At 33.3% G+C, this 19,100-nt stretch carries 22 protein-coding genes and 1 pseudogene; 21 read left to right on the top strand and 2 right to left on the bottom strand.

The window, feature by feature from the left end:
- Nucleotides 1-17 precede the first annotated feature (17 nt).
- The 13 genes and pseudogenes from AC1DS7_RS06535 to AC1DS7_RS06475 all read left to right on the top strand — a co-directional run bounded on the left by AC1DS7_RS06535 (nt 18) and on the right by AC1DS7_RS06475 (nt 10,747).
- Nucleotides 18-1,520 carry a T7SS effector LXG polymorphic toxin gene (locus AC1DS7_RS06535; protein ID WP_476998861.1) on the top strand — a complete coding sequence of 501 codons (1,503 nt, stop codon included), beginning with the start codon at nt 18-20 and terminating at the stop codon, nt 1,518-1,520.
- A 29-nt stretch (nt 1,521-1,549) separates the two neighbouring features.
- The gene (locus AC1DS7_RS06530; protein WP_033732157.1) at nt 1,550-2,332 is read left to right on the top strand and encodes a hypothetical protein; all 783 of its coding nucleotides are present in this window, start codon (nt 1,550-1,552) and stop codon (nt 2,330-2,332) included.
- 135 nt (nt 2,333-2,467) lie between these two features.
- Entirely contained in the window at nt 2,468-2,929 is a 462-nt protein-coding gene (locus tag AC1DS7_RS06525; RefSeq protein ID WP_002186034.1) for a DUF5085 family protein, read from the top strand.
- Nucleotides 2,926-3,372, top strand: coding sequence for a DUF5085 family protein (locus AC1DS7_RS06520; protein ID WP_002186033.1), 447 nt, complete (start codon nt 2,926-2,928; stop codon nt 3,370-3,372). The genes AC1DS7_RS06525 and AC1DS7_RS06520 overlap by 4 nt, the downstream gene beginning before the upstream one ends.
- A gap of 116 nt (nt 3,373-3,488) precedes the next feature.
- Nucleotides 3,489-4,022: a hypothetical protein gene (locus tag AC1DS7_RS06515; RefSeq protein ID WP_002186031.1), complete on the top strand. Its 534-nt coding sequence runs from the start codon at nt 3,489-3,491 to the stop codon at nt 4,020-4,022.
- Nucleotides 4,023-4,252: 230 nt separating this feature from the next.
- Nucleotides 4,253-4,498, top strand: coding sequence for a hypothetical protein (locus tag AC1DS7_RS06510; protein WP_476998860.1), 246 nt, complete (start codon nt 4,253-4,255; stop codon nt 4,496-4,498).
- A 182-nt stretch (nt 4,499-4,680) separates the two neighbouring features.
- On the top strand, nt 4,681-5,463 hold the full coding sequence (locus AC1DS7_RS06505; protein WP_476998859.1) for a hypothetical protein: 783 nt from the start codon (nt 4,681-4,683) through the stop codon (nt 5,461-5,463).
- 61 nt (nt 5,464-5,524) lie between these two features.
- A complete protein-coding gene (locus AC1DS7_RS06500; RefSeq protein WP_050000273.1) occupies nt 5,525-6,301 on the top strand; it encodes a hypothetical protein in 777 nt (258 codons plus the stop codon).
- 168 nt (nt 6,302-6,469) lie between these two features.
- Nucleotides 6,470-7,243: a DUF3952 domain-containing protein gene (locus AC1DS7_RS06495; protein WP_050000274.1), complete on the top strand. Its 774-nt coding sequence runs from the start codon at nt 6,470-6,472 to the stop codon at nt 7,241-7,243.
- 277 nt (nt 7,244-7,520) lie between these two features.
- A pseudogene (locus tag AC1DS7_RS06490) lies at nt 7,521-7,736 on the top strand (hypothetical protein); the annotation flags it as partial.
- A gap of 132 nt (nt 7,737-7,868) precedes the next feature.
- Nucleotides 7,869-8,663 (top strand): hypothetical protein, encoded by a 795-nt coding sequence (locus AC1DS7_RS06485; RefSeq protein ID WP_078422406.1) that lies wholly within the window; start codon nt 7,869-7,871, stop codon nt 8,661-8,663.
- A 199-nt stretch (nt 8,664-8,862) separates the two neighbouring features.
- Nucleotides 8,863-9,696: a DUF3952 domain-containing protein gene (locus AC1DS7_RS06480; RefSeq protein WP_476998858.1), complete on the top strand. Its 834-nt coding sequence runs from the start codon at nt 8,863-8,865 to the stop codon at nt 9,694-9,696.
- A 208-nt stretch (nt 9,697-9,904) separates the two neighbouring features.
- On the top strand, nt 9,905-10,747 hold the full coding sequence (locus tag AC1DS7_RS06475) for a DUF3952 domain-containing protein (protein ID WP_476998857.1): 843 nt from the start codon (nt 9,905-9,907) through the stop codon (nt 10,745-10,747).
- A gap of 104 nt (nt 10,748-10,851) precedes the next feature.
- Here AC1DS7_RS06475 and AC1DS7_RS06470 read toward each other — a convergent pair whose 3' ends face one another.
- Nucleotides 10,852-11,637 (bottom strand): GNAT family N-acetyltransferase, encoded by a 786-nt coding sequence (locus tag AC1DS7_RS06470; RefSeq protein WP_088045639.1) that lies wholly within the window; start codon nt 11,635-11,637, stop codon nt 10,852-10,854.
- Nucleotides 11,638-11,768: 131 nt separating this feature from the next.
- Between AC1DS7_RS06470 and ytfJ the strand changes: the two genes are divergently transcribed.
- From ytfJ to AC1DS7_RS06450, 4 genes are all read left to right on the top strand, one after another.
- A complete protein-coding gene (ytfJ, locus tag AC1DS7_RS06465) occupies nt 11,769-12,194 on the top strand; it encodes a GerW family sporulation protein (RefSeq protein ID WP_002127061.1) in 426 nt (141 codons plus the stop codon).
- A 160-nt stretch (nt 12,195-12,354) separates the two neighbouring features.
- The gene (locus AC1DS7_RS06460) at nt 12,355-13,131 is read left to right on the top strand and encodes a hypothetical protein (RefSeq protein ID WP_002085994.1); all 777 of its coding nucleotides are present in this window, start codon (nt 12,355-12,357) and stop codon (nt 13,129-13,131) included.
- A gap of 51 nt (nt 13,132-13,182) precedes the next feature.
- Entirely contained in the window at nt 13,183-13,503 is a 321-nt protein-coding gene (locus AC1DS7_RS06455) for a hypothetical protein (protein WP_002118741.1), read from the top strand.
- Between the two features lie 69 nt (nt 13,504-13,572).
- Complete coding sequence (locus AC1DS7_RS06450; protein ID WP_002012518.1) at nt 13,573-13,785, top strand: hypothetical protein; 213 nt, start codon at nt 13,573-13,575, stop codon at nt 13,783-13,785.
- Nucleotides 13,786-13,815: 30 nt separating this feature from the next.
- On the opposite strand, the gene AC1DS7_RS06445 is transcribed toward AC1DS7_RS06450, so the two are convergent.
- Nucleotides 13,816-14,154 (bottom strand): hypothetical protein, encoded by a 339-nt coding sequence (locus tag AC1DS7_RS06445; protein WP_001253195.1) that lies wholly within the window; start codon nt 14,152-14,154, stop codon nt 13,816-13,818.
- A gap of 358 nt (nt 14,155-14,512) precedes the next feature.
- Between AC1DS7_RS06445 and AC1DS7_RS06440 the strand changes: the two genes are divergently transcribed.
- From AC1DS7_RS06440 to AC1DS7_RS06425, 4 genes are all read left to right on the top strand, one after another.
- Nucleotides 14,513-15,193: a class I SAM-dependent methyltransferase gene (locus AC1DS7_RS06440; protein ID WP_002127066.1), complete on the top strand. Its 681-nt coding sequence runs from the start codon at nt 14,513-14,515 to the stop codon at nt 15,191-15,193.
- Nucleotides 15,194-15,286: 93 nt separating this feature from the next.
- Nucleotides 15,287-16,975 carry a formate--tetrahydrofolate ligase gene (locus tag AC1DS7_RS06435; RefSeq protein WP_002031556.1) on the top strand — a complete coding sequence of 563 codons (1,689 nt, stop codon included), beginning with the start codon at nt 15,287-15,289 and terminating at the stop codon, nt 16,973-16,975.
- 90 nt (nt 16,976-17,065) lie between these two features.
- Nucleotides 17,066-17,593 carry a hypothetical protein gene (locus AC1DS7_RS06430; protein ID WP_002065080.1) on the top strand — a complete coding sequence of 176 codons (528 nt, stop codon included), beginning with the start codon at nt 17,066-17,068 and terminating at the stop codon, nt 17,591-17,593.
- A gap of 19 nt (nt 17,594-17,612) precedes the next feature.
- Complete coding sequence (locus AC1DS7_RS06425; protein ID WP_002012513.1) at nt 17,613-18,782, top strand: DEAD/DEAH box helicase; 1,170 nt, start codon at nt 17,613-17,615, stop codon at nt 18,780-18,782.
- Nucleotides 18,783-19,100 lie beyond the last annotated feature (318 nt).

Here is a 19,100-nt window from a genome sequence, read left to right as displayed (position 1 = left end):
GATAGGAGGGAGAAAATATGAGCAAAATCATAGAGTTACAAGAAGTAAAAGAACTGCAAGACCGCTTTAATTCAAGTGCTGAAGAGTTAAATCAACATTTGGAAACATTGCAGCAAAAAATAGAGGACTTTACACAAATTAACTCTTTTCAAGGGAAAGTTGCTGATACTATTAAGAATCATTTATCTACAGTTCATGGAGCTGTTATCACTGGATTTACAGTTACAACGGAAATGTTAAAAAGTCAATTTCAAAAAGCAATAGAGGAATTTAACAGTGAGGTTGACAGTGATGCAGATGCGAAAATTCATGGAAGTTATTTGGATGATGTAAAGAAAAAAGTTAATGGATATAGTGAGGGATTCAGCCACTCTAATGAAGAGGCAAAAAAAACAGTAGGTACGATTAGTGACATCGTCGCAATTCAATATCCATCATCATCAAGCATCACTGAAGGCGCTGTAAAAAGCCAAAAAGAAATCAGTGATACATTAGAAAAATTAGAGACTTATAATAGTAAGCAAAGTGACCTGCAAGAATTTGATGAATTAATGCGTAAGATAGATGAGGGAATGCAACAAATAAAAGTGAATAATGGGAATTTGTCTAGCGCTTCAATTGGGAAGCTATTAGCTGACACATCAATTGGAAATATCATTAAGGGATTGGCAGATGCCATGACTAAGTTTGATATTGGGAATAAGGGAGCTAAGGCTACTTTAAATGCCTACATACGCATGCATTATGTTACAAAGAAATTGGGTTTTGATGCCCTTTTTGATCCTAAAGGCCGAAAAGGTAAAGGGGCATATACATTATCGACTTCTAAGAAAGAAGATATGGTTTTAGCAGAAAGAATACTTAAAATGGATAATAAAGATGACGTTTTATTCAAATATTTACAGGATAAATTAGAATTTAAATTCGAGGGTTTGAAAACAACAAAGGAACAAATAAAAAAGGCACGCAGAAATATTTATAAATTACCAGAGTTTCAAAATTACGCAGATTTTCGGATGGATCGGGAGAACAAAGGAGTGCCTACCGCGATTGGGAAAAAAGGACTGAGTTCATTTAAAGCTGCTTGGGCAGACGGCTTAAAGGATATTAATCCTATGAAATGGAAAGAAGCGTTTAAAGGCCTAGGTAAAGCAGGAGGAATATTGAAAGGAGCAGGTATTTTTGGAGCGGTTGTGTCAGTTGGAGGTAATGTTGTTGATGCTAAAGAAGGTGGTTGGCAGTTAAAAGATGTAGTTGATGTAGCAACAGATTCAGCTGTAGATATTGGAGCAAATGCTGGAGCGATGGCAGCTGGTGCTGTAGCGGGGTCGTTTTTCCTTCCACCGCTTGGTACTGTGGTAGGAGCTGGTACGGCGGTAGTTGGTACATGGCTATTAAATAAAAAATGGAATGGGGAAGATAATGCGATAGATTATGTTAAAAAAGGAGTGAAAAATGTAACTGAAAAGATAAATGAAAAATTAAAAATAGGAGAAAAACTAAAATCTGTATTTTGGTAATTAGACTACACGAAAGGTGCTTATAGATGATGTGGAATATAAAAGAAGAAGATTTAGATAAGTTTAGGATGACATGTAAAGATCGTTTAAGTCCTGAGGGTGCAACGGTGTTTATGTTTGGAGGAATACTGTATAGTTCAATAGCTATTTTTTCTATTGTTTTATCAGCTGGTTGGGATTACTGCATAGCTCTTTTCAATGATATTGAAATTGTTAAGCTAGAAGTGTTGTTATATGCTCTGCAAATAATCTTTTTTATTCTATATTTATTTCCAAAAGCTCAATTTAAATTTCAAAAGTTACAAACATTTGTCGTATTATTATATGCATTTCAATTAGGGACTATAGGGTTCACTGTTTTTATTGTTTTTGAAATAGCTAATTCTTCAATTGACCAGATTGCATTAATATATGCAGGGTTATTATTTATAGGAGCAGTTATTGTCCATATTATGGCAACAATCGATACATTTAAACAAGCGAGTAAAGGTGCATTTAGTACGGATGAGAGATCCACTTCATTTTTTAGTAATACAAAAGGAACTATGATGAAGGTGGCCACAATATACGTACTAATTCTACTTATTTTGAGTTATTTTCGTAATGATTTTGCCTTAGACGATTTTATAATGGGGGGTGTAGTAGGGAATATTTTAATGTATGCAGTGGCTATTGGTGCAGCGGAATTTCAATTATTAGCTTATTGTAGATTTAAATTTCCGTCATTTAACATATCATGGGAGCAACATAAAAGAGAGACTCCAAGATATCAAAAGAAAAATAAAAAAGGGAAATCGAAACGTAAGGCGTAAAGGAAATGAGTCTAGTAGGTTTAAATGTTCGTCACTTACCATAATGTGGAAGGTATGTGAAGGAGAGTGTAAGTGACATTTGAAGAAACATAAAAAATATAGCCAAGAGAAAGAATAGTAAAAGGGGTAAGTATTATGAAAATTCAATATAAAGCGTTATCACTGTTAAATTTAATTAGTATTACTCAAATTGTAAAAAAAGAAGATTGGTTATTACCTGCTATCGCACTGAGAAATCAAGTTGTTCATAATGGAATATATGCTGTAGGTCCTGTTCTTTTTAAATATCAGCCATTGGACAATGAACCAGAGTACGGCGAATATACGTATTCTGTTCCAGTAAATGAACGTGTTAAATTAGGGGAGAATTCTGCATATGAATACGTTGATGGATTAATTATTGAAGAGGCATTAAGTGTTCGATTTACTGATGAAGATGGTGATATTGAGGATGCTTATAATTTAATACATGAGTTTGCAGAACAGCATCATATCAAGTTAGATAATGGTTTTTATCACGTATGTTTAGACGTATACGGTGACATGTGGCTAGATATTTATGCTCCTATTATAGAAGTAGGTGAAACAATAAAATGATAATTGAAGGACAAAGTATTGCATATACAAATGTTGTTTCGAAAGAGTACTATTTTCATTACGAAGATATGGAAGAAGCAATTGAACATTTTATGTCAGAAATTGCAACAGCGAATTTAACAATAAAAGGTCCGATGTTTTATGCTTTGAAAAATATACCATCTGATGAAAATATGTACGTTGAATTATTTATGCCGGTAAATGAAGATAAAATTCCAGCATCAGAAACACTTCAATTTAGGAGCTATTATTATGTTGATGAGATGCTCATGAAACGATATACGGGAGATTATGAAAAATTAACAGAGCAAGTATATGGTGAAATGCTTCAGTATATGGAGGATAATAATCTGAATTTAGCCTCGCCAATTTATCATGTGTTTAGCGGTGATGAGTCTTTACAGTATGTTGAAGTGAAGATTGCTGTATTTAATGAAGAATAATATTTTAAGCTTGTGATCTATAGGGAAAAGAAAGTTTCATAGAAATAATAATATGTGGATAGTTTTATTCTATAAAATCCGAGTGTTATTTTTGCTTTGAAAAGTGAGGGGGATGTATGGGTTTATTTTCTAGAGAAAGAAAAGTGTACTTTCAGCAAGATTGTAAAGAGAGAAATGCCGAGATAGTTAAACAAAAAATATTGAGTAAAGCTTCAGCATCTGAATGTATAATAACTGGTGAAATGCTTGATGAAATAATATCTGCTGAAAGTACTGTTGAAATGATTAATGATACTTTACGTTCTGGATCTGTGAAAGAAGGAATGGAAGATTCCCGATACCCTAAACTTTTGAGAGAAATTTCAAAAGTTTTATCCGTAAGTAATGTAAGTTTATTTCGCATGATTTTTTACTTTGACGTATATGAGATTCTTGTCGAAGTATCAAACACGACGAAAGCAATTATTCAATTTGAATCAGTAGATGAAGAGGTAAGAGATTCAACGTTTTCCGATATTAAAGTGATTGGTTTTATATATAGGAAAAAATCCACTGATCAGGAAATTGAAAAAATATCAGAGTGGATGTTAGAGTTTAAAGCATTGAGCGATAAGATAAAGGAACATAATGAAGCGTTGCAAAAGAGATAGTTTTGTATAGTATATGGGGATGTGACATAAATAAAACCTTCTCTTCTCTTTAGAATGAGGAGGTTTTTTATTCTAAAATCTCTATGTAATTGATTGAACAATTCGATATGAGATTTTTCAATTGGATTAATCTGTATTGGTAGTAGTTACGTTCTACAGTTCGCTTTGTTCTTATTTTGAAAGGGAAAATTTATTCGAAAGTCAATTTGTAAAGAGGGGAAGGAGTTATTTTGAATAAGGATCGGAATGTTTCGGAAACAGAGAAAAGTTTTTTTGAAAGGACAATAGTATCTATCTATAAAGCGTTAGAATTTATAATGAAATATACAATGATTCTAATAATGATAATGTCAATATTTGTGATAATTGCTGCTGTTTATTTTAAAATATATGAGGGTATAGGGGCGGGTGTATTCCTCTTAATCTCGTCATTATTTGCATATTTGGTATTTTTTAAGAAAAGTAAAAATGCCTAAATTAATAGCGAAAATAAAATTTCAAAGATTAACAACTATAATACGTTATTTGAAGAGGGAAAGTTTTGAATATGGCATGAATGTATAACAGCAAGAAAACCTTCTCTTTTCGTTAAAATGAGAAGGTTTTTATTTTTAATCTATATGATTTAAGTGAATGTGGTTAAAGGTGGGGCACTTGAATGTGGAAAATAAAAGAAGAAGATTTAGATCAATTTAGGGTGACATGTAAACGTCGATTAAGCCCTGAGGGTGCTTTAGGTTTTATGATAGGAACAATAGTGTACGTTTCAGTTATGATGTTTTTCCTTATTGGTACTTTAGTAACCTTTGGTTGGGACTACTATACTACTTTATTCGAAAAAACAATTGTTAAAATTGAACTTGTGTTATATAGCTTGCAAATAATTTTCTTAATTCTATATTCATTTCCAAAAGCTCGATTTAAATTTCAAAAGTTTCAAACGATTGTTGTGTTATTATATGCATTTCAATTAGGTACGATATTATTCACGGCTTTAATTCTTCCTGGAATGTCTGATTATACAATCGACGGAATTACATTAGTATATGTAGGCTTCTTATTTATAGGAGCAGTGGTTGTTCATATTGTTACAACGATTGATACGTTTAAACAGGCAAGTGAAGGGGCATTTAGTATAGATGAAAGATCAGCTTCCTTTTTTAGTAAAACAAAAGAAACTATGATGAAAGGGGCTTTAATATACGTATTATTGCTACTTATTTTGATTTATTTTCATAATAATTATGAGATTGATACTTTGATTGGATATGTAATAGGTACTGTTTTACTGTATACAGTAGCCGTTGGTTCAGCAGAATTCCAGCTATTGGTGTACTGTAGATTCAAATTCAAGTCATTTAATATGACATGGGAAGAGAATGAGAGAATGCGTGGGAGATTTCGAAAACAAAATAAGAAATTCAAAACGAAAAATAAATAATATATTAATAGAATTTTAGTGTTCGAAAAATAATTGAAACGTATAGAAGGTGAAAAACTGAATGTGGAACATAAAAGAAGAAGATTTAGATAAGTTTAGGATGACATGTAAAGATCGTTTAAGCCCTGAAGGTGCTACAGGATTTATGTTTGGAGGAATACTATTTAGTTCAATAACCATTTTTTCTATTGTTTTATCAGCTGGGTGGGATTACTGTATGCTTCTCTTTAATATAGGAATTGTTAAGTTAGAAGTGTTCTTATATATCCTACAAATAATTCTTTTAATTATTTATTCATTTCCGAAAGCTCAATTTAAATTTCAAAAACTACAAACCCTTGTTGTATTATTATATGCATTCCAAATGGCAACAATAGCACCTACTGCTTTGACTGTTACTAAAATGGCTAATAATTCAATTGACTGGATTACAATAATGTATGCGGGTTTATTGCTTTTGGGAGCAGTAATTTTTCATATTGTGACAACAATTGATACGTTTAAACAAGCGAGTGAAGGTGCGTTTAGTATGGATGAAAGGTCTGCTTCTTTCTTTAGTAAAACAAAAGGGAATATGATGAAGTGGGCTACACTATACGCAATAACTATTCTTATTTTGATATATTTTCATAACGATTATGGGTTTGATGATTTATTTATGTATGTAGTAGGGAGCTTTTTAATGTATACGATAGCCATCGGTGCAGCAGAATTTCAATTATTAGCTTATTGTAGATTTGAATTTCCATCATTTAACATTTCGTGGGAGCAACATAAAAGAGAAACTCCAAGATATCAAAAGAAAAATAAAAAAAGTAAATCGAAACGTAAGGCATAAAGAAAGTGTGTATTGTAAGTTTTGATGGTAAAAAAAGTAATGATTTAAAGGAGAGTATTTGAACTACCAAAAGAAATTTTAATTATGTAAGGTGATTAAAAGATTATCTAATTGAAAATGTAGAGAGAGTAGTGTGATGATGAAATGAACAAAAAAAGGGTGTCTAAAATGATTACTATCATAATAGTAATCAGCCTACTACAAGCATGTAGTTTTTTTGAAAAAAAGATAGAGTATGAGCCATTTGTCAAAGCTTTGGATGAAGGTGACATGAAAAAGGTTATGTCCGCTAGTGATGATGGATATGCGTATGTGAAACAAAGAGGTATATATAGTACATATGAGCAAAAGGAAGATGGAGAGCACAGTAAAACAATCTATCAAACTTCGAAAGGTATATATAATACGAAAGATAAAAGTTTATATGGAAATACAACACAAGAAATTACCTCGGAAGTAGATAATAAAAATTATAAAGAAGAAGTTAATTATAGTACAAATATTAGTTATGAGAATGGACAGGTACAAAGTGCGGATTCAAGTCTGGATGTTTCATACGTGAACTTAATTGTAGATCGTTTAAAAGGGATAGGGAAACTAAAGATGAAGCCAGGAGATGATATAAAAAAGTTTGATCAACCTAGTACTGTTGGATATAAACTAACTGAATCAGAGTTTCAGAGTATTATTAATGATAAGTTGAAAATACAATATGATGAATATGGTGGTGGATCGATCGCACTGCATATTGAGTTTACAAATGGTTCAGAGCAGATATTGGAAGTAAGTATTGTAATGAATTATAAGAAGAGAAATGAAGAAGGCAAGTTAGTAGAATACATATCACAAATACACACATCTTTTGATAGTCAACAAGGTAATAATCAAGATGCAAAAAAAGAATATATAGATTACAAAGTAAAGTATAAGAAGAATGAATAATTAGGAGAGGCACTTTAAGTAAGGGGGTGGAACTGGGTAAAAGGGTTAAGGGAATTTCTAAGAGTTATTAAATAAAATGTGATTTTTAAAAAAAGGTGGAACAACTAAATGGGGAAGACTTCAAAAGTAAAATAAACAATCTAAAACGAAAAGTAAATAATAGAGATCGTATTTAGGAGTATGAAAAATATTTGAAATGTCTAGAACGTGATAAGCCTGGATTTGGAATATAGAAAGGATTTCTAAGAGTTTAATAAGAAATGAGAAAGAAGGATAAATGATGAAAATAAAGGAAGAAGATTTCGGCCTTTTTGCAATTGAAAATAGAAACCGATTAAGTCCGGATTATATAAGAATCTTTTATGGGGGAGTTTTTGCATATACTTCTATACCCATGCTTATTATGTTTTTAGATTTTTTGTTGAACGGTGACAAGATTTCTCTAACTCCTTTTGAAAAGATAGTTGTACAAGCTGAGGTTAAGTTGTATGTTGATGTATTTTGTGTTTGTTAAACAAAGTAAAAAAGGCTAGTTTAATATGAAATACCAAAAACATTTATTTACTCTCAGTTTGTCTACAAAAATAGAGTTATTACATGATTTTAGAAAAGATGGTGTAATTATATGTGGAATATAAAAGAAAAAGATTTAGATGAATTTAAAATTACATGTAGAAATCGCTTAAGCCCAGAAGATTCTATGGTGTTTATGTTTGGAGGAATAGTTTATAGTTCATTATTCATGCTTTTTATTTTGGTAGCATTAATTAAGATTGGCTGGGGTTACTATCCAACTCTCTTTGACAAAATAATTGTTAGTATTGAATTAGTGTTATATGGTTTGCAAGTAATCTTTTTCATTCTATATCTAATTCCAAAAGCTCGTTTCAAATATCAAAAGTTGCAAGCATTTGTGATATTATTATTTGCATTTCAGCTAGGAACTATAGGATTCACATTATTTATACTTCCAGCAATTTCGAATTATTCAATTGATCAAATTACATTATTGTATGTGGGTTTATTGTTTCTAGGGGCAGTTTTTGTTCATCTGGTGACAACGATTGATACCTTTAAACAAGCAGAGAGTGGAGCATTTAGTATGGATGAAAGAGCAACTTCATTTTTTAGTAAAACAAAAGGCAATGCAATGATTGGTGTTACGATATATGTACTAACCCTTCTTATTTTAATTTATTTTCATAATAATTATGAAACAGGGGTTTTAGTGGGGTATATGGCAGGAACCCTTGTAATGTACGCAGTAGCAATAGGTGCAGCAGAGTTCCAATTATTAGCCTATTGCAGATTTAAATTTCCATCATTTTATATTTCATGGGAGGAACATGATAGGGAACGCCAGGAATTCTTAAAGCGTTATAAAGAGAGAGAGGAAAAGAAAGCGAAAGAAATAAAATAAGTTTTGATTTCTGAAAATTCGAACATATTATATAAACAATTAAGGATTGTATATATATCGATGGTATTAAAAATTAAAGTATCTTTAATATAATTCATATAAGTGAAAAAATACCAGTAAGTAAAGGTGAAATGTATTACTTTCCAAAAAAGAACATAATGAACTTAAAAATGCCTAGAGAAATCAACGGGGTGTCAGTATGAAGTTAAAGAAGAAAGCTAAGATGATGATAGTTCTGTCAATAGTATCAAGTTTATTAAGTGGATGTGGTTTTGGGGAGACGAAGATAGAGTATGAGAGATTAGTAAAGGCATTGGATGAAGGTGATATGAAGACGGTTATGTCTGCGAGTGATGATGGATATGCGTATGTGAAAGAACGGGTTATTGACTTTACCACAGAAAAAAATGGTGATGACAGAATTCATAATACGCTATATCAAACTTCTGAAGGTATATTTAATTTGAAAGAAAATTTATTATATGGAGAAACCAATCAAAAAATAACAAGTGATATTACGAACATAAAAGATAGACATAAGGATAATAAATATAAAGAAGAAGAAAAATATAGCACTAGGTTCATGTATAAAGATAGAAAGGCTTACGGTTCTGATTCGAGCTTGGATGTTTCACATGTAAAACTAATTTTTAATAGATTGCAAGGTGTTGGGAATTTACAACTGAAAGTAGAGGGAGATAAAAAGAAAGTTAATGAACCAAATACAGTTGGTTTTATGTTAACGGAATCACAATTTCAAGAAATAATTAACGATAAATTGAATTTACAATATGATAGTTTTGAAAAAGCATCAATTGCATTTAATTTTAACGATTCTAAAGATACGAAACAGCATCCAATGCAAATAATACAATTAACAATTTTAATTGTATATGAAAAGAAAAATAGTGAGGGGAAATTATTAATACATACTCAGCAAATATCTGTGAATTTTAGTGATAAAAAGGATAATGATCAGGAAGCTAAAAAAGATTATGTGAATTATGAAAAACAATATAAAAATGATAAGTGATTAAGTGAGTGTGTGAATTGAAGGGATAAAGTCATGGTGGAACCTTATTCATTATTAAAGAGTAATTCGTTGCTAAGTATAAAATATAGTGGAATAAGTATATTGAAAAATAGTTGCAATGAATATAGAAGTGAAAAAATGATTCTTCTTCAACTAAGTAAGATAAAGCTTATCTGATTGAATAGAGAGAGAGTAGTGTGATGATGAAATGAACAAAAAAAGGGCTTCTAAAATGATTACTATAATAGTAGCAATCAGCCTACTACAAGCATGTAGCTTTTTTGAAAAAAAGATAGAGTATGAGTCATTTGTTAAGGCATTGGATGAAGGTGACATGGGAAACGTTATGTCTGCTAGTGATGATGGGTATGCTTATGTGAAAGAGCGGATTGTTGATTTTACTATAGAAACAAGTGGTGATGAAAACCATTATAATACGTTATATCAAACTACTGAAGGTATATATAATTTGAAAGAAAAATTGTTATATGGAAAAACGTCTCAAAGAATAACAAGTAAAACAATAGATGAAAAGGATAGACATAAGGATATTAATTATAAAGAGGAAGAAAAATATAATACAAACTTTATGTATCAAAACGGAAAAGTTCAAGGTTCGGCTTCAAATTTGGATGTTTCTCCTGTGAAATTGATATTTAATAGATTACACGGTGTAGGGAAATTACAACTGAAAACAGGTGGTAATAGAAAAAAATTAAATGAACCAAATTCAGTTGGATTCACTTTAACAGAAGCACAATTTCAAGAAATAATTAATGATAAATTAAAATTGCAATATGATAAATTTGGAAATACATCAATTGTACTTAACTTTAATGATTCAATAGATAATGAAAAACACCCAATGCAAATAACAGAATTAATAATTTCAATTGACTATGAGAAGAAAAATGATGAAGGTAAAATGTTAACACATAGTCAGCAAATATATGTGTATTTTAGTAGTAAAAAAGATAACACTGAAACTGCCAAAGATAAATATAAAGAGTACAAAAAAGAATTTAGTAGCATAGGGAATAAGAAGAAATGATGAGATATAGGTACAAAAGAAAGCATCAACTTAGCAAAAAGAAGTCGCACTCGTTTAGTTAATATAAAACGGTGCGACTCCTTTTAATTTTGTTGAGAAAAAGCTTATCGATACATCGTCCACATTCCAATATCTTTAAACCCTAGTCGTTTATAAATTCGTCCAGCAGTTGGATTGTTATAAAATAGGCAAAGGGTTCGGCCTTCTTTCGTAAAGTCCTGAATCATTTTCTGTAATATGAGTGAAGCATATCCGTTTCCGCGATAATTCGAATGTGTACATACGCCAACTACCATAGCGGATAATGAATTTTCAGCGGAAGTTGAGGAGGATGCGATGATTGCGCCGTCTTTTTCAATATAATATGTACGTCCTGTATTTGTTTCGATAGCTTGCCTTAACATTTTTTCTGATTCATTAGCAGTCGGGAATTCAGCGATGTCACTTCGTAATTTCATAATTTGTTCTATATCATCGAGTGAGGCAAGTTTAATTGTTTCATGAATTGGTGTGCTAGGTAAGTTGCTGTCATTTAGACATTCGCAAAAATACATTTCATTTTTGGCGCCTAGTTGTACACTTGGAGCAGTTTCAAATCTTTCTACAATAGTTGACTTGCCAGAGAGTTTAAGCGGCTTATATGCGGAAAGAAGTGCCTCATAGTCAGTAACCACAAACTCTTCTTTACTATACGGTATAAATGTATCGTGAAAGCGAAGTAAAATCGATTTTAATGTTCCATTCTCTTTATATACGCCCCATAATTCTTGAAAGTCTGTTTCATAACCGAAAGCTTCTAAATCCCCAATAATAAACAAGTTAAGGGCTGCTTCTTCTTTTAGGTAAGCGAATACTTGTTCATGATCTTTCTTTGTTAATTTTCTCATCATAAAAAATCGACCTCTTTTTTATTTTTCTAAATATTACAACTTAAGTTTTTTGAAATCAATATAAAATTTTATGTTTAGTTCACAAAGTTTCGGAAAAACTAGGAAAGATATGACAAAGGAGGTTATGAACGGTGGATCATCCAATTCAAGGATTAATGAAAGCAGCAATGGAAAATTTAAAAGAAATGGTCGATGTAAATACGATTGTTGGAGAGCCTGTTCAAACGGCTGACGGTGGTGTAGTGTTAACGGTTTCTAAAGTAGCGTTCGGTTTTGGAGCAGGAGGTTCTGATTTCCAAACGAATGATGGACAAAGAGCGAACGGTAACCCTGCATTTGGTGGCGGTAGCGCGGGTGGTGTTTCTATTACACCAGTAGCATTTCTAGTCGTGAATAAAGACGGGGTAAATATTCTTCATTTACAAAATGCGACACATTTAGCAGAAAAAATAATTGAATTAGCTCCACAAACAATTGATAAAATTCAATCGATGTTCCAAACAGATGAAAAGAAAGAGGGAAATCATCACCCTCAAAACCCAGATGAAATCCTTTAAAAACGCCTGCTCATAAGCAGGCGTTTTTTCTTGTAATCAGTATGTAATAAAACACATGAAATTGTAAATAGTTTTTGAAGTTTTTTCTATGTTTCTAAAATTTTTCATGTTAAAATATGCTATAGAATTGAAACATATAAAACGAAGGTGGCTAGGTGCTTTGTCTGGAGGATCTGACCAAGTAAACAATATGATATATATTAATGGTAATCGTCGGGGTCATTGTTTTATTACATCTGGAATTACGTTTAAAGAGTTTGCAAGTAACATCCCTTCACCGCTTCATCAAGTATTGCTTTTAAAGCATAATTTTGAGTGGACAGATTTTCATTATCATACTTTATTTGAATATGTTGAGGAAGAAAACATACATAAACTCATTCAAGCAGAGATTGATGAATTTGATGAATTTTGTTGGGTAGATTTCGATGATGCAAGCGATTTAGATGAGTTAGAGCCAAAAGAAATTGCAGAATTATTATATTTGGCTCACAAAAAAGAACCACTTGGAAGAACGTTCTTCCCATTGTTGAAGAATAGATTTGTTTATTTTTCACATGATGACGGTTGGTACAACAAAGTGTATTACCGTAGAATCGGTGATTTTGTAGGAATGCTGAGTAAAGTGATTCCATATAAACTCGGTTCGTTTGGAAAGAAACGTTTTACTTTCTTCCAAAAATCAAAAATTTTCCCAGCAATTTCAAAGGAAGTTATCCTTGGGCTTATGCCGTTAATGGAAGATGGATTATACATTGATTTAGCGGGGAAAATTGAGTCGAGAAGAGGTCTTGAAATTCCGGTATATGTAGTAGGATCATTCGAAAGTACGGATGAGGTACTAGATAATATCGATGAATTGAAAGCGGAAGCAACAGAAACGGGTTGGCTCATTTTTGATAAGAAAGAACAAGAGTGGCAATGGGTTGTAGACTAAGAAAACTTGGCGCATGAAGTCAAGTTTTCTTGTCTTTTGAAAGGAGAACAAATGAAGAAATATTATACAATTGTGGGTATTGTAAGTATTATTCTCGTGGCAATATTACTCATAACTTGTCCGAAAGAATCAGATTTTAAATTGTATTTAGAGGATAAGTATGCATTGAAATGTGACGAGAGTAGCTTTGAATGCACGCAAAATGTAGATGAAAAAAAAGAGAAATTACAGTTTGAAAGTATTGATGCACGAAATGGTGTTTTCTTTATGACTGTAAAGCAAACGTATAAAACAGAAGCTGGTGTTACGAAAGAATATAGCGGAGTAGGTATATTCGGTACATTTCTTTTTGTTTCAGAGAAGACTTTCTAGTAATAGAAGGTCTTTTTTTTATGCTTATGTTCATATAGATGAAGTAAGACAAGCATAGGAGGGGTATTGATGAAGAAGGGATGTATCGTTTGTGGTGGTGAGGAGTTTTTTTCTTCAACATTATATGCACGTACGAAACAAGATTGGGCATATGCGCCAAACATGTACCGATTTGAAAAGGTGTTTATTGAGCATAGAGATGAAGAAAATTATCCAGTTTTTCAAGAAATTACAGCGAAGCATTGTTGTGGATGCGGTCATATTATGTTGTATCACGAATGAACACACCAAGTATAACTTGGTGTGTTTTTTTTAAAACGCTGACAAAGCAAGCGGATAGAGTAAAGTAAATAAAACAGAAAAACTACCAAAACCAATTGCGGTATATCCAAGTGTTCTCGCTCCAAAATTGACAGCTAATAAGCCAACTAAAATAGCAAGGGAGCCGAGTGTAACAGGATAAAAAGCAATGGAGAATAACGAAAGAAATAATGCGACATAGCCGATCATTGCACCGGTATTTGTACCTTCTATTTCATTTGCAATTTCTTTGCGCTCATGTCTAATCGGAATACCAGCCGGAGATATTTCAGCTGCATACTCTTCGTTTTTTTCACCACTTTTAAAATGATGATTTCTCTTTCTTCGCATGTACATCCCTCTCTTTCAATTGGGTGTATCTATAGTATCTTTCATAAGGAGCAGAACATGAGTATGAGTTAAACCCAAGTAAAGCAAAAATTGGAGAAAACAGATTCCGTTGTTATCCTGTTTATCCCGCTATTTGCCGTGCAGTAAGACCCCCACCTCAAAATTCGGCTGGAGCAAAGAAGTTAGATGGGAGTCGGGCTGCCAGTAAAAGCCCGATTGGTTCAAATAATAATCAGTGGGGGCGAACAAACACCCCCACTGATTAAAGTTTCACTTTATCTCCTTATGAAGATAAACAGGGATTTTGGAACATGATGTAGAATGAAATGAATGATAATACGTGAAGGTAGGGGAATGTATGGCGAAGTTTAATTGGCATGAATCGGCAGAGAAAAAATGGGATAACGATGCAGAGTTTTGGAATCAAAATAGTCAAGAAATGTGGGATAGCGGGAGCAGGAGTACAATCATTCCATTTTTTGAGCAGTACGTGGAAAAGGAAGTACAAGTGTTAGATGTTGGCTGTGGTGATGGGTATGGTACATATAAATTAAGTCTTACTGGCTACAAAGCGGTTGGGGTGGACTTATCGGAAGTTATGATTCAAAAGGGTAAGGAGCGCGGAGAAGACCCAAACTTATCTTTTATAAAAGGTGATCTTTCTTCATTACCATTTGAAAATGAGAAATTTGAAGCAATTATGGCAATTAATTCTTTAGAATGGACCGAGGAGCCGTTGCGAGCATTAAATGAAATAAAGCGTGTTTTAAAGAAAGATGGATACGCATGTATTGCAATTTTAGGACCGACAGCAAAACCGAGAGAGCACAGTTATCCGCGCCTATATGGCAAAGACGTTGTTTGCAATACGATGATGCCTTGGGAATTTGAACAGTTAGCAAAAGAACAAGGATTTGAAGTTGTAGATGGTACCGGCGTATATAAGCGTGGAGTAAATGAGAAGATGTTAGGTCAGCTACCTACAGAGTTACAACAAGCGTTAACATTTTTATGGGTATTTATGTTAAAAAACGTATAACAAAATTGAAGGGTTTTAGGAGGTAAATAAGTGCAGAAAATACAAAAAACTGATACAATATCATCAGAATCAATTAAAGGGGGACTAGGGTATATGACAACTACTACAACAGTTAAATCTGATATTGAAATCGCACAAGAAGCAAGTATGAAGAAGATTCAAGAAATTGCAGCTAATTTAAATATTTTAGAAGAAGAACTAGAGCCATACGGACATTATAAAGGCAAGTTATCTCTTGATATTTTTAAGCGTTTACAAGATGAGAAAGACGGTAAAGTTGTTTTAGTAACAGCGATTAACCCAACTCCAGCAGGAGAAGGTAAATCAACAGTAACAGTTGGTTTAGGCCAAGCTTTTAATAAAATTGGTAAGAAAACAGTAATTGCACTTCGCGAACCATCTCTTGGACCAACAATGGGATTAAAAGGCGGAGCAGCAGGTGGCGGTTATTCTCAAGTAGTACCAATGGAAGACATTAACCTTCACTTTACTGGAGATATTCATGCGATTACAACTGCCAATAACGCATTAGCGGCGTTTATTGATAATCATATCCAACAAGGAAACACACTTGGAATTGATACGCGTAAAATCGTTTGGAAACGCTGTGTTGACTTAAATGATCGTGCCCTTCGTAACGTAGTAATTGGCCTTGGTGGACCGGTTCAAGGTGTACCACGTGAAGACGGTTTTGATATTACAGTAGCATCTGAAATTATGGCCGTATTCTGCCTTGCAACAGATATTCAAGATTTAAAATCACGTCTATCTCGCATTGTTGTCGCTTATAATTTTTCAAATCAACCTGTAACAGTTAAAGATTTAGGAGTAGAAGGAGCGTTAACACTTCTATTAAAAGATGCATTAAAACCGAACTTAGTACAAACATTAGAAAATACACCAGCTATCATTCATGGCGGACCATTTGCGAATATCGCTCACGGTTGTAACAGTGTTATCGCTACGACAATGGCAGCAAAATTAGGTGATTATGTTATTACAGAAGCTGGATTCGGTGCAGATTTAGGTGCCGAGAAGTTTTTAGATATTAAAGCACGTGCAGCTGGTATTAAACCAGAAGCGGTAGTTATTGTTGCGACTATTCGTGCGCTTAAAATGCACGGTGGTGTGGCGAGAGATCAATTAAAAGAAGAAAATGTAGATGCGTTAGCAAAAGGTATGGAGAACTTACAGAAGCATGTTGAAACAATTCAAAGCTTCGGTGTTCCTTTCGTAATTGCCATTAACAAATTCATTACTGATACAGATGCAGAAGTTGCATACTTACAAGAATGGTGCAATGAGCGTGGCTATGCAGTATCCTTAACAGAAGTTTGGGAGAAAGGTGGCCAAGGCGGAGTTGACCTTGCTGAGAAAGTGTTAAAAGAAATTGAAAAAGGTGAAAACAACTACGCACCACTTTATGAATTAGAATTACCATTAGAAGAAAAAATTCGTACAATTGCTCAAAAAGTTTACGGCGCAAAAGATATTGAATTTGCTCCGAAAGCACGTAAGCAATTAGCTCAATATGAGGGAGAAGGTTGGAGTAACCTACCGATTTGTATGGCGAAAACACAATACTCTCTTTCAGATGATGCAACAAAATTAGGTCGCCCATCTGACTTTATCGTTACAATTCGTGAATTAAAACCATCTATCGGTGCAGGGTTTATCGTTGCGTTAACAGGAACAATGTTAACAATGCCAGGCCTTCCTAAACAACCAGCAGCACTACAAATGGATGTAAATGAAGATGGAAAAGCAGTAGGTTTATTCTAAAAGGTTGTAATTCATCTCGTTTATCTGTAAACTATATATACATCAAGTGGCGCCTTTCCATCGAAAGGCGCCTGTTTTTTGGAGGAAATTATGTTTGATCCAACTGCTTTTGAAAATTTAAAGGTAATTGTGGAAGGAGCTGTCTATGATTTCGATTTACACGGTGATATTCTCGTAACGGATCGAAAAGATGTGATGGACCTTGCTTCATTAAGTCGTATGTATAGTATTTCATTTCAACTAACAGAAACATTTAAAACGATGGTAGAGGCGACATTTTCACTATCTGTTGATGCAAAGAATTTATCAGGTGAAATATTAGAAGTACCTCAGTTTATACCAGGTTGTGAAATGAAGCTGGAATTCTCGTTCGAAATGGAGCAACCAGAGATAGGATGCGAAGAAATTGAAACTTTATTGCATTCTATATGGGGAAAAGAGCGAATGATTACGCAAAAAATTTCATACGAATATAATAAGCAAGCGATTTCATATCATAATAAGGTAGAGGTTCTATTTCAAAAATCGATTACAGAAGACCATGTTGATGATTTAATAGCTGTTATTTCACACATGATAGAAACGGTGCGAACAATACAACATTTTCTTCAAAAATAGAGATAAAGGAGAAAAACAAATGATAAAAGATATGCAACCATTTTTACAACAAGCTTGGGAAAAGGCTGGTTTTAAAGAATTTACTGAAATTCAAAAACAAGCGATTCCAACTATTTTAGAAGGACAAGACGTTATTGCTGAATCTCCAACTGGAACAGGAAAAACATTAGCGTACTTATTACCACTTTTACATAAAATTAATCCTGAAGTTAAACAACCTCAAGTTGTAATTTTAGCGCCAACTCGTGAACTTGTTATGCAAATTCATGAAGAGGTTCAAAAGTTTACAGCAGGAACGGACATTTCAGGTGCGTCTTTAATTGGTGGTGCGGATATTAAGCGCCAAGTTGAAAAATTAAAGAAACATCCGAGAGTTATTGTCGGTTCACCAGGACGTATTTTAGAGTTGATTCGCATGAAAAAATTAAAGATGCATGAAGTGAAAACGATTGTATTTGATGAGTTTGATCAAATTGTAAAACAAAAGATGATGGGTGCTGTACTTGATGTAATTAAATCAACGATGCGCGATCGTCAATTAGTATTCTGCTCGGCGACAATAACAAAAGCTGCAGAAGATGCGGCACGTGATTTGACAGTTGAACCACAATTAGTACGTGTAACACGTTCAGAGGCACAGAGCCTAGTTGAACATACGTATATCGTTTGTGAGCGTCGTGAAAAAAATGATTATATTAGAAGAGTTATGCATATGGGAAATGTAAAAGCAGTTGCCTTCTTAAATGATCCATTCCGTTTAGATGAAATTACTCAAAAACTGAAGTTCCGTAAAATGAAAGCAGCAGCACTTCATGCAGAGGCAAGCAAACAAGAGCGTGAAGTAACGATGCGCGCGTTCCGTAGCGGGAAATTAGAAATATTACTTGCTACTGATATTGCAGCACGTGGATTAGATATCGATGATTTAACACACGTAATCCACTTAGAGTTACCAGACACAGTAGACCAATATATTCACCGCTCAGGACGTACTGGACGTATGGGCAAAGAAGGAACAGTTGTTTCTCTTGTAACAGAACAAGAAGAGCGTAAATTACTTCAATTTGCGAAAAAATTAGGTATCGTGTTTACGAAACAAGAAATGTTCAAAGGAACATTTGTAGAATCGAAACCACCAGCACCAAAGAAAAAGAAACCAGCTTTTACTGGTAAGAAAAAGCCTAGATAATGTGAAACTTTAATCAGTGGTGGCTGTTCCCCACTGATTATTAGCCCTCACCAATCGGGCGTTTTCGGGCAGTTAATCTCCCACCTGACTTCATTCCACTAACCTAATTTTGAGGTGGGAGTCTTATTGCACGTAAAATAGCGGTATAAAAAAAAGCAAAGACGTAACTATGCTTAGTTACGTCTTATTTTGTGGAATAATAGAAGTAATTTAATTAACGACTATTAAAATTTCATCTATCGTAACATTAAAAATATTAACGATTCTACAGGGAATATTGATAAAGGTGTAGCATTTCTAGTTTAGTTTGTACAAGGA

This window comes from Bacillus sp. P4_E1, from assembly GCF_056401715.1.
The sequence above is the reverse complement of the archived record's forward strand: the minus strand, read 5'-3'. Positions and strand labels throughout refer to the sequence as shown.